Raw genomic sequence first — 12,609 nt, 5'->3', positions numbered from 1 at the left:
GTTATTCATAAATCCAATATTTACTTCAATTTGAAATTTAGATATTACTAAAAACTCATGTCTATTCCATATACCTCTAAAGTCTTAAAAATCATAAAACCCGAAAGCTTTATAGTTACTTTAGCCATTCATCAAAATAATCCTCTAATTCTTCACCGGTAACTTCCTCACATATATCTAAAAAATCTTCTGTTGTTGCTATTTTGAATTTATATCTATTATAATATGTTTTTAAAATCTTATAAAGCATATCTTTGCCATATTTGTCCTTGATATCATCTAAGAACATCGCTCCCTTAGTGTATACTAAAAGACTATAATCATTCCAGCCCTCAAAATCATCCAAAGATGACAATATTTTTTTACTATTTAAATAATCTACTTCTTGATTTAAAGTTTCTTCATTTTCATACTCATGATACTTATCTCCTAGTTTTTCTCCATATTTTTCAGAAAAATATATTACTTCACAATAGGATGCAAAGCTTTCATCAAGCCATGCCTCATCTATTTGGTCATTTCCCACTACACCATACCACCATTGATGGGCAGTTTCATGGACGATTAATACTTCAAGAGAATCCTTGAAAAAATTTTGGTAATATTCACTTCCAATGAATATTATCCCAGGATATTCCATACCACTTGGGAAATTGGTCTGTACTACTGAATATTTTTTATAGGGATACTTACCAAAAATTTCATTAAATATCTTAAGGGAATCCTCAGCAAACTCCAGAGCTTTATTTTTTATATCTTCTTTCACTGTTCCATCGTCAATGAAATACATTTCTACAAGGGTTCCATCAATCTCTTTTTCTAAAATTTCAAATTTATTACTGGCCACAAAGGCAAAATCTCTAAAGGCTTTTGCTTCAATAGTCCACTTTGTAATATCATCAATTGTCTCAGCAGATATGACATTACCAGTAGAGGCTATAACAAAGTCCTTAGGGGCTTTAATAGTCACTTTGTAATTACTTATATCTGTATAAAAGGGATCTCCTATGGGATAATATGGATCAAGATTCCACCCGGAGTCATCATATACTGCAATTACAGGATACCAATTTCCAAGGTTATAGGTATCATTTCCATATCCAAATCTTTCAACGGCCGGAGGAATTTTTATTGTATATTCCATATCTATATTAATCTTATCTCCTACATCTAATTCATGGGGCAATCTTAACTCCATTATTGTATTATTGGATTCATCTATATTGTACAAAGCCTTTTCCCCGTTTATATAAACCCCTTGAACATCTATATATCCCTCTGAAAAACCTATAGGATATACTCTTATAAAATCATTAATGATGAAAGGAGCTGTTTCCTTTTTACTAAATGCATTGGGATAAAGGTGAAAATACACTTTATCAATTTTAGTTTTTTCATTATTTATATAGATAACTCTTTGATTTCCTTTTATAGTTTTTTGATTTGGATTAAACTCTACATTAATATTATATTGGTTTATATTATTTGAAACATTATTTTTAATTTCATTTTTTTCTTCTGTGAAAGATTTTCCATTTCCATCTATAGAGCATCCTATAAAGACCAGAGAAAGAATCAAAAAAATAAATAATATTTTTTTAACTCTAATAAAATCCCATGATTTATAGGGTATAGCTTTAAAGATTTTAAAACACGATGTAATAGTTAGCTTCTTTAAAAAGTAATTATGCAGTTTGCTCAATTGATTAAACATATTCAATCAGCCCTCTAATTTGGATAAAATTTCATCTAAAAACTATATAAATTTTTTCAGCCAGCTACAAACATCTACAATCATTTGAGATGTCCTTTCATGGCCAATATCTTTATATTCTATAAGTTTTATTTTATCTTTATTACAATAGTTTTCTTTTAACATATCAAAGGATTTTCTTACCCCATAAATTGAAATAAGCTCATCTTTTGCTCCGTTTAACATCAATAGAGGAAAATCCTTCATAAGCATAAGAGATTTTATGGGTTCTATATCTTCAATATATTCTATAGTTTCTTCATCTAAATATTTTTCCATCCTAGGATTCCTGTTGGCAAATTCTTTAGAAGTATGGCTCCAATATGGTGAAGAAATAATTGGAACAGCAGCTTTTACATTGTCTCTTTTATTTTTAGCTAAATAATTGTAGATAATAAATCCACCCATAGAAACCCCAACTAATCCAACTCTATTGATGTCTATATTAGGATTGCTTTTATAAAAATCAATACATATATTTATGTATTTTGTTGTTTCCATTACAACATCAAATACTTTAAAAAACTTTTCAAAGGAATCAGCGTTTTTGAATTCTTCTGTTTCCTGCTCCCCATGCATATAAGAGTCAAAGGATATTGCAAAAAATCCTTCCTGGGAAAGCTTGTATCCATATTCTATATTTCTTTCCTTCGAGCTTCCTAATCCATGCATAATAAAAATCAGCGGTTTATTATCTTTTCCATCATCCTTGTAAATTTCAAGGATTGGAATATTATCAATATATTTTTTATCAATAATTGTCCTCATTTTTTCACCTCTACTTTAAAACTTGTATAGATCCCTCTCTATAAATTGGAACAATATCATATATATCTGTTTGTAAACAATATTTTAAATCCTCCTCGAAGCCATTTTCTTTAAGTCTCTTATAATGTCTACAATTCTTAAGAAGCCCATGAAAATCATATTTATAAGCTTCATACAATTCTTTAATTGTCCACCCTAAGTCTGTTGTTATAATATTTTTCATATTATTAATTAAGGATATAATCATACCTGCACAAAGGGCGTCATCCATGGAATATTGTCCATCTGTTCCTGAACAAACAATAACAATGTCTTTACCATATTCTATTAGCTTTTCAATTACAGCAGTTACATTTAAAAATGATGCTATATATAAATTTTCACCTCCTATACATGCTTTTATAGTCCTTGTTCCATTGGTGGTTGTTAAAACTACTTTTCTATCTTTAACTTTGTCTTCCATATACGAAAGTGGTGAATTTCCAAAATGAAAACCATCAATGATCTTAGCTTCCCTTTCTCCACCTAATAAAATCATACCTTCTTTTTCATCCTCTCGTATTTTCCGGGCTTCCTCTATATGCTCTACTGGAATTACTGAGAATGCATTATTTGCAAGGGCCGTAACTATGGTGGAAGTCGCCCTAAGAACATCTATAACAACTACATTTTTTTTAAAAATCCTATGAGAGTTTACTTCCTTAACAGAAGCCATAACATCTATATTCATAATCATTTCTCCTAATCTTTCTTACTTGAGGCAAATTTCATAATTCTAACTTGGCTAAGTTGCATAATTTAAATTCTTTAAACTCCATAGAGTTCAGTTCTAATACTCCCTTAATTCTATATTTTACCATAACAACTGAGCTTAGAAAATTAAGTTTCAATAATATAATCTAAATCAAATAGAAAAACCCATAAAAATTATGGATTCTCTTAAAAAATTTTTCACTATTTATTTGTTTAGCTATAGAAAAAAGCTATAAGTTTTGCAGCTGGTACTAGTAAAATTTGTCCTAATAATGTTCCTATTAGCTTTGTTCCTATTAACATTATAACCAAGGCCTTTACATCTTTATATTCTCTTTTACCTCTATAGGCTTGATCTGTTATTAGAGCAGCCTTAGGATCTATAAATAATGTAAGAAGTATACTAGCAACACCATTGATCATACCTGATGAAGCTGAGGCTGCCAGTCTATTTTCAGGAACATAAATTGCAGAATAATATGCTGACAATATGCCAATGGTATATACTCCAGTTATGAGTATGTTTAATAACAAAAGCTTTTTTGGTATATATTTAAATCCCAGGCCTCTTAACATCCCTCTTCTAGGTCTAGTTACATTCCTAGCTATACGTTTAATATTCCCTAAACTTAATGACTGGGAAACTAAGCTGGGAACCGAACCTGTAACTTCAAGTTTTTTTACAGCTTTGGCAAATAACTTTAAAAAAGTTGGTATAAATAGAATACCCAATAGTGTTCCAACTGTAGTAGCTAAAACCACCTGTCTCACATACATAATCGGGTTATAACTCATTTTTATACTGTTATCAATCAAATTACCAATCAATGGTCCTTGAAGTGTATTTGCAGTTCTTGAAACTAAAACTATCATATTAAAAAGGGAAAGGGACAAAGCAAAATTTCCACTTTTAACAGAATTTAATCTTACAGAATATGATAGAGTGTCTACAAAATGAATTATAATTGTAAGCAGTATTAAGCTCCAAAAAAGTTCAGTTGTTATTATCATTTCTACCTCCAGAACAAATTTATAACACTCTATAGTATATCATATTTATATTCTATACTTTCCCTTTATTATAATTCTATAATTCTTCAAAAACCTCTTCTAAAATTTTTAACCCTCTTTTAATTTCATAGTCTGTTATATTAAGGGGGGGTACTATTCTAATAGTATTATTTCCTGCTCCTATTATCAATAATCCTTTTTCAAAGGCTTTACCAACAATTTTTTTAGCCTCTATATCTAAATGTATTCCAAGCATTAATCCTTTACCATCTATTTTTCTTATAAAATCATACTTATCCATAAACTTTTGAATTTCTTTTTTAAATATTTTTTCCTTATCCTTAACCTCATCTAAAATACTGCCTTCTGTTAATTCTTTGATTACTGCAAGGGATACGGCACATCCTAAAGGATTGCCACCAAAGGTGCATCCATGATCTCCAGGTTTAAATACTGAAGCTTTTTTATTGGCTAACACGGCTCCAATTGGAAATCCTCCACCAAGTCCCTTAGCCATACAAATTATATCTGGAACTACTCCAAAGCTCTTATATGCAAATACATCTCCAGTTCTCCCTATTCCACATTGGACCTCATCAAATATAAGTAATGCATTATATTTTTCACATAAGTCCTTTGCTTTCATTAAAAATTCTTTATGGGCGCTTATTATACCGCCTTCCCCTTGAATAGGCTCTATTATAACTCCACAGGTCTTTTCAGAAATAGTTTTTTCAAGCTCATCTATGTCATTAAACTTCGCACTTTTTATTCCCGACATTAGTGGCATGAAATCCTTCTGATACTTACTCTGACCAGTAACAGCCAATGAACCCATGGTTCTACCATGAAAAGAATTGTCCATTGTTATGATTTCATTTTTACCTAATACATCTGTAAGCTTACCATACTTCCTTGCAAGCTTTATGGCAGTTTCATTGGCTTCAGTTCCACTATTGCAGAAAAACACCTCATCATGATCACTAAGTTTAACAAGCTTCTCGGCTAGCTCTCCCTGGGTTGGAGTCCAATACAGATTGGAAATATGGATTAGATTTTTACTCTGTACCTCCAGGGCCTTAATAACCGCTGGGTGACAATGACCTAAACAATTTACTGCAACCCCTGCTACAAAATCTAGATATTCCTTCCCCTCTGTATCATATACTTTGCTTCCAATCCCCTTTTCAAATACCACATCAAACCTAGAATATGTTTCCATTAAATATTTTTTTCCCATTTTTCTACTCTCCTCCCTTTATCATTGTTCCAATTCCCTTATCGGTAAATATCTCAAGAAGCAAGCTGTGTTCCTTCCTTCCATCTATCATATGAACACTTTTACTTCCACTTTCTATTGCTGATATGCAGCATTCCAGCTTAGGTAACATTCCACCCTTTATTATTTCTTGTAAGATTAGATCCTTTGCTTCATTGCTGTCTAATGAAGAGATAAATGTTGATTTATCATTAATATCTTTGTATAATCCCTCTACATCTGTAAGGAGTATTAGCTTTTCTGATTTAATTGCAGAGCTTACTGCTGAAGCCACATAATCAGCATTTATATTATAACTATTTCCCTCTTCATCAAATCCTATAGGTGCAATAACAGGTATATAATCCTTATCTATTAAATCCTTTAAAAAACTTATATTTATTTCCTCAACTTCACCAACAAATCCTATATCTATTTTTTCTTTTCCATTATATATATACTTTTTTATTGCTCTAATAAAATTACCATCCTTACCACTTATACCAATAGCTTTAACACCCTGATTATTTATTTTAAAGGTTATTTCCTTATTTATCTGTCCCGATAGAACCATCTCAACTATTTTCATTGTTTCTTCATCAGTAACCCTTAGCCCATTTACAAACTCGCTTTCTTTTCCTAAAGCTTTAATATTTTCAGATATCTTTGGACCTCCACCATGAACAATAATTAAATTTATACCTATTAGCTTCATTAAAACTATATCTTTTATAAAGGCATTTTGAGCTTCTTCATTTTTCATTATGCTTCCACCAAATTTTATTACAAAGGTTTTACCATTAAATTTCTTTATATAAGGCAATGCCTCTATAAGTACATTTACCTTTTCCTCTAATATTCTCATTAATATACACCAACCCTATACTTAGTTTTTTATAATTATACATTCAATTTCATATTTATGCAACTTTTTTTATATTTATTCTGAAAAAAAATAAATGCTGGAAATATTAAATTCTCAGCATTTATTTTATAATTCTAATCATCTCAATTATTAATAATTTTTTCAGCCATTTCAGACATTGATATGCAAGCATCCATGCTTTTTCTTCTTAATATCTTATAAGCTTCATCTTCTGTAATATTAAGTTTTTCCATTAAAATGCCCTTTGCTCTATCGAGTTTTTTCCTACTCTCTAAAGTGTTTTCAAGTTTTTTTACTTTTTTTATTAAAGAATTAATCTTGTTTGAATTCATAATTGAAAACTCTACCACTTGATAAAATTGTTCTGGGTTAATTGGTTTTTTTATATAGGCAAATATATTCATTCCTTTTAATTTTTCATAAAAGCTTTGATTTAGATTATTAGTAATGAATACAACATTTGAAAGTTTATCATTTTCTATTATTCGGGCAGCTTCATAAGACGGCATTCCCCAAATATTCATATCCATTAAGACCAGATTTGGAAAAACACTTCTAGACATTCTTATAGCCCCTGCACCATTAGTGGCTTGAAATATTTTATATCCTTTTTTAATTAATAAATCACATACTTTTTTTCTATACATTTCACTACTATCTGCAACTAAAATACTATACTTATCCATCGCATCACTCCAAATTCCAATAAAAATCCCTTATACAGTATCAACCAATAAGAGTACCTATTACGGTACTCTTATTTAGCTTTTATCTATTTTTTAAAGTATTCTCCTTTAATAATATATTTATTCTCTTTTAAAATTTTCTTAAGTATCTATCTAACTCCCACTCAGAAATATATTTTGAATACTCATACCATTCATATAATGCAGCATCAACAAATTTTTCGGAAACGTGTTTTCCAAGGGCTTCCTTAACCACCGCATCCTTGGAGAGCGCTTGTACCGCCTCATATAAGTTTGATGGAAGGCTTTCTATTCCCTTTTCCTTCATTTCTAATTCATCCATATGATAGACATTACTAATAACCGGTTCAGGTGGGTCTATATTATTTTTTATACCATCCAAACCTGATTTTAATATAGCCGCTAGGGCTAAATAAGGATTAGCTGATGGATCCGGATTTCTAAGTTCTATTCTTGTTGAATTTCCTCTCTTGGCTGGTATTCTTATTAATGGACTTCTATTGCTTGCTGACCAAGCTATAAGTACTGGTGCTTCATAGCCCGGAACCAATCTCTTATATGAGTTTACAGTTGGATTTGTTACTGCAGCAAATCCCTTTGCATGCTTTACTACCCCACCTAAAAAATTATATGCTGTTTGGGATAACTTCAAATAACCATCTTCATCATAAAAGGCATTCTTTCCATCTAATGATGCAAGGGACATGTTTATATGCATTCCTGACCCATTGATTCCAAATTTAGGTTTTGGCATAAAGGTAGCGTGTAATCCATGTCTTTGAGCTATAATTCTTACAACCATTTTAAATGTCATTATATTATCTGCTGTGGCTAGGGCATCGGCATATTTAAAGTCAATCTCATGTTGCCCGGGTGCAACTTCATGATGAGAGGCTTCTATTTCATATCCCATTTGCTTTAGAACTACAGTCATATCCTTTCTGGCATTTCCTCCTAAATCTACAGGCGCCAAATCAAAATATCCTGCATTATCATGGGTGTCAAGGGATGGTTCTCCTTTCTCATCGGTATGGAATAAGAAAAATTCACATTCTGGACCAACATTAAGAATATATCCAAGATCAGCTGCTTCCTTCAATACTTTTTTTAATACATTTCTTGGACAGCCATCAAATGGGGTTTCATCGGACTTATATATATCGCATATTAATCTAGCTTCTTTTGGATGGCTAGACCATGGTAATACTACAAATGTAGATAAATCAGGTCTTAAATACATATCGGATTCTTCTATTCTTACAAAACCATCAATTGAAGAACCATCAAACATTATCTCATTATTTAATGCCTTTTCTAATTGTTCAATAGTTATTGATACATTCTTCATAACTCCCATAATATCTGTAAACTGAAGATGTATAAATTCCACTTCCAATTCCTTAGCTTTTTTTAAAATTTCTTCCTTTTTACAATTATTACTCACAATATATTCCTCCTTTTAAATAAATGATATAATTGCATACTTCCAGTTTGGCTAGGTTTTATATGCTGTAATTATGCAATTTTCTAAAATAAATAATACTAAGGCATAAAAGAATTTTTTTAAAAATAATGAAGTCTTCTATGTTTTTTCCTTCAAATTTATTAAATCTTAAATTTATTTATCTTATAGATTTTCCATAGTAAAACTTAATTTATGCATATCAAAATAGCAAAGCTTTTAGGGATTTTTGATGTGTATAAATTAATTGTTTTACTGGAATATCTATGATTATTTTCAAAAATAAAAAGCGACCACAAGCAGGGGTAAATAAAACCCTTAGCTGCGGACGCCATTGCCCATTGCTTTTATTAACTTATTTTAATAATTATCAATTATACATTATCTTCAAAAAATTTGCAATAGTTTTTTTATTTTAATTCATTTCTAATTTTTTCTATTAGAAATATATATTACAATTCATTTAGTTTCTTACTAAGGATTTCCTTAGTCCTTTTAGGATTGGCTTTTCCTCTAGTAGCCTTCATTATTTGTCCCATTAAAAAACCTATTGCTTTTGATTTTCCATTTTTAAAATCATCTACAGCCTGGGGGTTTTTAGCGATAATATCTATGACTATATTTTCAAGCTCATCGGTTGTACTAATCTGACTTAATCCCTTTTCCTTAACAATTTCATCGGGACTTTTATCGGTAATTGCTAATTCTTTAAAAACCTCTTTGCCAGCGGTACGACTGATTTTACCTTCATCAATTATTTTTATTAGGCTTGCAAGATATTGACTCTTTACAGGTATTTCTTCACCTTCATTTTCCTTCAAAATCCTCAACATTTCTACTGTAATCCAGTTAGAAACCTCCTTGGGACTTACACCCAAGGAAACAACCTCTTCAAAATAATCGGCTAGAGCTCTTTTATCAATAAGTATATCTATTTCTTTAGGACTTAATTTATATTCCTTTAAAAATCTTTCTTTCTTTTGGGCAGGCAGTTCTGGAAGTCCCTTTGTTATTTTCTCAATTACCATATCTTCAATTAGTACAGGAACTAAATCCGGTTCAGGAAAATACCTGTAATCATGGGCATCCTCCTTAGAACGCATAGTCACCGTTCTTCCTTTACCGCTATCCCATTTCCTTGTTTCCTGCTTTATTTTATATCCTTCATTATAGCTATACAATTCTATTTGTCGCTTTTCTTCTTTTTTAAGGGCCTTTAAAATTTCTTTAAAGGAATTCATGTTTTTAATTTCAACCTTTGTATTTAAACTTTCCTGACCTACCTCCCTAACAGAAATATTTGCATCGCATCTTAGGGACCCTTGCTCCATTTTACAATCAGAAACCTCAGAGTAGTCTAATATACCCTTTAAGTTTTTTAAAAACTCCACTGCCTCCTCTGGGGATCTTAAATCTGGCTCAGTAACTATTTCAATTAAAGGTACTCCCGTTCTATTATAATCAACTAAAGTAACTTCTTCATCTTCAAGGTGAATAAGCTTTCCCGCATCTTCTTCTAAATGTATTCTTGTAAGGTTTATTTTTTTTGCCTCTCCATTTATCTCAATATCTACAAAGCCCCTTTCACAAATTGGTAAATCAAATTGCGAAATCTGATAGGCCTTTGGAAGATCAGGATAAAAATAATTTTTTCTGTCAAATTTATTGATCGTATTAATATGACAGTTTAGTGCTTTCCCTGCTCTTATTGCAAGATTTACAACTTCTTCATTGAGTACTGGTAGGGTTCCTGGAAGTCCTGTGCATATTGGACAAGTGTTTTCATTCGGCTTTGCTCCAAATTTAGTAGAGCAGGAGCAAAATATCTTAGATTTTGTTTTTAATTCCACATGTATTTCAAGTCCTATAATAGTCTCAAAAACCATTATTTAGCCTCCTTTAACTCTGGAATTTCATCATAAATCCCAAGGGCCTTTTCCAAACTATATGCAGCCTGTAATAATTTCTTTTCTGTATAATGGTCTCCTATAAGCTGTAGACCTATGGGCAGCCTATCCTTACTAAACCCACATGGCAGAGAAATAGCTGGCAATCCTGCAATATTTATATTAACTGTATATATATCCGCCAAATACATTTCCAAGGGGTCCTCTGTCCTTTCACCGATATTAAAGGGTAAAACAGGGGATGTGGGACTCAATATAATATCATAGCTTTTAAAAACTTCCTTAAATTCATTTTTTATTTTTTTTCTAAATTGCATAGCCTTTTTGTAATAGGCATCATAATATCCTGAAGAAAGCACATAGGTTCCAAGCATAATTCTTCTTTTAACTTCTTTACCAAAGCCCTCTGACCTAGAATTTATAATCAATTCCTCAAACCCTTCAAATTCCTTAGTTCTATATCCATATCTAATGCCATCATATCTTGCAAGATTGGAACTTGCTTCTGCTGAGGATATAATATAATAAGCCGAAAGTCCAGAATCGGTAATTGGCATCGAAAATTCTTCAACTACTCCACCCATTTTCTCTAAAACCTTAATAGATTCTTCTATAGAATCATGAATTTCTTTATTCAAACCCTCTTTAAAAAACTCCTTTGGTACACCTATTTTCAATCCCTCTATACCTTTTTCCAAATCTGTTAAATAGTCCTTTATTGGATCAACCTGAATACTTGTTCCATCTAACGGATCATTTCCCTGTATTGCACCAAGACTTAAGGCACAATCCTTTACTGTTTTTGTAAATGGTCCAATCTGATCCAGTGAAGATGCAAAGGCAATAAGTCCATATCTTGAAACTAATCCGTAGGTGGGCTTTAGTCCAACAGCAGAGCAAAATGCAGCTGGCTGTCTTATGGAACCACCGGTATCAGAGCCTATTGTAAGAGGAGCAAAGCCTGAAGCTAGTGCTGCTGCAGATCCTCCCGAGGAGCCTCCAGGAACTCTATTTAAGTCCCAAGGGTTTCTAGTAGTCTTAAATGCTGAATTTTCTGTTGAAGATCCCATGGCAAATTCGTCCATATTTGTCTTCCCAATTATAACAGCTCCAGCATCCTTTAATTTTTTAACTACTGTGGCATCATAGGGAGGTATAAAATCCTCAAGGATTTTTGATCCGCAGGTAGTTTTTATTCCTCTGGTGCATATATTGTCCTTTATGGCCACCGGTATACCTCCAAGAGAACCAATATTTTTGCCCTTTTCAAGGTTTTTATCCATTATCTCGGCTTCCTCTAAGGCTTCCCTTTCACGAAGAGTTATAAAGGAATTTATGCTTTTATCCAATTTTTTTATTCTGTCTATATATGCCCTGGTAATTTCTTTTACTGTAAACTTCTTTTCCTTATATCCTTTTGTAATTTCATCTATAGTCATCTTTTTTATTTCCATAATTCCACTCCTCTATTCCATAACCTTTGGAATCGAAATATAATTTTCTCTTAATTTTTTTGTATTTTGGAACAATTCCTTCTTATTATCAAATTCCTTTACTTCATCCTTCCTAAGAACCGATTTGCTTTCTTCAAAGGTATTTATATCTATTCCCTTTAAATCCTCATTATCAATGTTTTGAAAATGGGCTAGAATCTCCTGAAATTCACTGGCAAACTTTTCTGCTTCTTCCCTTGTGAATTTTAACTTTGCAAGCTTTGCAATATACTCTATTGTCTCAATATTAACTTTCATATTTTCCCTCCTCGTATAATATGTTTAGAAACACTTTTATAAGTGTTCTAAGCATATTTTTTTATTTATTTCTATTACAATTTTTAATTGAGATATCCTAGTGCTAAAATAAGATTAAGAATAATTAGCGAAGGATAATTCTTTCCCTCCTTGCAAAACCATAAGGTTATTGCTTAAATAGCATGCTTCCTGACTTAGTTGTCATATTCTGCCTACTACAGATGCTGCATCTCTTTGATTAGACCAACAGCAAGGTTAGTTTTCAAAGATGAATGCTAATAGTGCGAGGTTGCAGTTAATAGCTAAGATTAGGATATCTCTTTTACTAATTGTTCTCCATTTTCTAGGAAAGG

11 protein-coding genes are annotated in these 12,609 nt (G+C 31.5%); all 11 read right to left on the bottom strand.

Features of this window, described 5'->3' with window-relative positions; genetic code table 11:
- Positions 1-115: 115 nt before the first annotated feature.
- Complete coding sequence (locus B5X81_RS25985) at positions 116-1,579, bottom strand: M1 family metallopeptidase (protein ID WP_244282254.1); 1,464 nt, start codon at positions 1,577-1,579, stop codon at positions 116-118.
- 177 nt (positions 1,580-1,756) lie between these two features.
- Positions 1,757-2,521, bottom strand: coding sequence for an alpha/beta hydrolase family protein (locus tag B5X81_RS25980; RefSeq protein WP_079495937.1), 765 nt, complete (start codon positions 2,519-2,521; stop codon positions 1,757-1,759).
- A gap of 10 nt (positions 2,522-2,531) precedes the next feature.
- Positions 2,532-3,251: a 2-phosphosulfolactate phosphatase gene (locus tag B5X81_RS25975; protein WP_170917616.1), complete on the bottom strand. Its 720-nt coding sequence runs from the start codon at positions 3,249-3,251 to the stop codon at positions 2,532-2,534.
- Between the two features lie 236 nt (positions 3,252-3,487).
- Positions 3,488-4,285, bottom strand: a complete 798-nt coding sequence (locus tag B5X81_RS25970) for a lipid II flippase Amj family protein (protein ID WP_079495935.1) — start codon at positions 4,283-4,285, stop codon at positions 3,488-3,490.
- Between the two features lie 76 nt (positions 4,286-4,361).
- Positions 4,362-5,525, bottom strand: a complete 1,164-nt coding sequence (locus tag B5X81_RS25965) for an aspartate aminotransferase family protein (protein WP_079495934.1) — start codon at positions 5,523-5,525, stop codon at positions 4,362-4,364.
- 4 nt (positions 5,526-5,529) lie between these two features.
- Positions 5,530-6,408: an acetylglutamate kinase gene (gene argB, locus B5X81_RS25960; protein WP_079495933.1), complete on the bottom strand. Its 879-nt coding sequence runs from the start codon at positions 6,406-6,408 to the stop codon at positions 5,530-5,532.
- 143 nt (positions 6,409-6,551) lie between these two features.
- On the bottom strand, positions 6,552-7,115 hold the full coding sequence (locus B5X81_RS25955; RefSeq protein WP_079495932.1) for an ANTAR domain-containing response regulator: 564 nt from the start codon (positions 7,113-7,115) through the stop codon (positions 6,552-6,554).
- Positions 7,116-7,245: 130 nt separating this feature from the next.
- Positions 7,246-8,580: a type I glutamate--ammonia ligase gene (gene glnA, locus B5X81_RS25950; protein WP_079495931.1), complete on the bottom strand. Its 1,335-nt coding sequence runs from the start codon at positions 8,578-8,580 to the stop codon at positions 7,246-7,248.
- 470 nt (positions 8,581-9,050) lie between these two features.
- Positions 9,051-10,484, bottom strand: coding sequence for an Asp-tRNA(Asn)/Glu-tRNA(Gln) amidotransferase subunit GatB (gene gatB / locus B5X81_RS25945; RefSeq protein ID WP_079495930.1), 1,434 nt, complete (start codon positions 10,482-10,484; stop codon positions 9,051-9,053).
- Complete coding sequence (gene gatA / locus B5X81_RS25940; RefSeq protein WP_079495929.1) at positions 10,484-11,959, bottom strand: Asp-tRNA(Asn)/Glu-tRNA(Gln) amidotransferase subunit GatA; 1,476 nt, start codon at positions 11,957-11,959, stop codon at positions 10,484-10,486. Before gatA ends, gatB begins: the two co-directional genes overlap by 1 nt.
- A 12-nt stretch (positions 11,960-11,971) precedes the next feature.
- A complete protein-coding gene (gene gatC / locus B5X81_RS25935; RefSeq protein WP_079495928.1) occupies positions 11,972-12,256 on the bottom strand; it encodes an Asp-tRNA(Asn)/Glu-tRNA(Gln) amidotransferase subunit GatC in 285 nt (94 codons plus the stop codon).
- Positions 12,257-12,609 lie beyond the last annotated feature (353 nt).

The sequence above is a fragment of the Maledivibacter halophilus genome, assembly GCF_900167445.1.
Lineage (GTDB): Bacteria > Bacillota > Clostridia > Peptostreptococcales > Caminicellaceae > Maledivibacter > Maledivibacter halophilus.
The sequence above is the reverse complement of the archived record's forward strand: the minus strand, read 5'-3'. Positions and strand labels throughout refer to the sequence as shown.

What these genes read in the sequence shown, in the direction of transcription:
- gatA (WP_079495929.1), bottom strand. Translation starts at nt 11,959, where the DNA reads ATGGAAATAAAAAAGATGACTATAGATGAAATTACAAAAGGATATAAG.
- B5X81_RS25955 (WP_079495932.1), bottom strand. Translation starts at nt 7,115, where the DNA reads ATGGATAAGTATAGTATTTTAGTTGCAGATAGTAGTGAAATGTATAGA.
- gatC (WP_079495928.1), bottom strand. Translation starts at nt 12,256, where the DNA reads ATGAAAGTTAATATTGAGACAATAGAGTATATTGCAAAGCTTGCAAAG.
- B5X81_RS25980 (WP_079495937.1), bottom strand. Translation starts at nt 2,521, where the DNA reads ATGAGGACAATTATTGATAAAAAATATATTGATAATATTCCAATCCTT.
- gatB (WP_079495930.1), bottom strand. Translation starts at nt 10,484, where the DNA reads ATGGTTTTTGAGACTATTATAGGACTTGAAATACATGTGGAATTAAAA.
- B5X81_RS25970 (WP_079495935.1), bottom strand. Translation starts at nt 4,285, where the DNA reads ATGATAATAACAACTGAACTTTTTTGGAGCTTAATACTGCTTACAATT.
- B5X81_RS25965 (WP_079495934.1), bottom strand. Translation starts at nt 5,525, where the DNA reads ATGGGAAAAAAATATTTAATGGAAACATATTCTAGGTTTGATGTGGTA.
- argB (WP_079495933.1), bottom strand. Translation starts at nt 6,408, where the DNA reads ATGAGAATATTAGAGGAAAAGGTAAATGTACTTATAGAGGCATTGCCT.
- B5X81_RS25975 (WP_170917616.1), bottom strand. Translation starts at nt 3,251, where the DNA reads ATGAATATAGATGTTATGGCTTCTGTTAAGGAAGTAAACTCTCATAGG.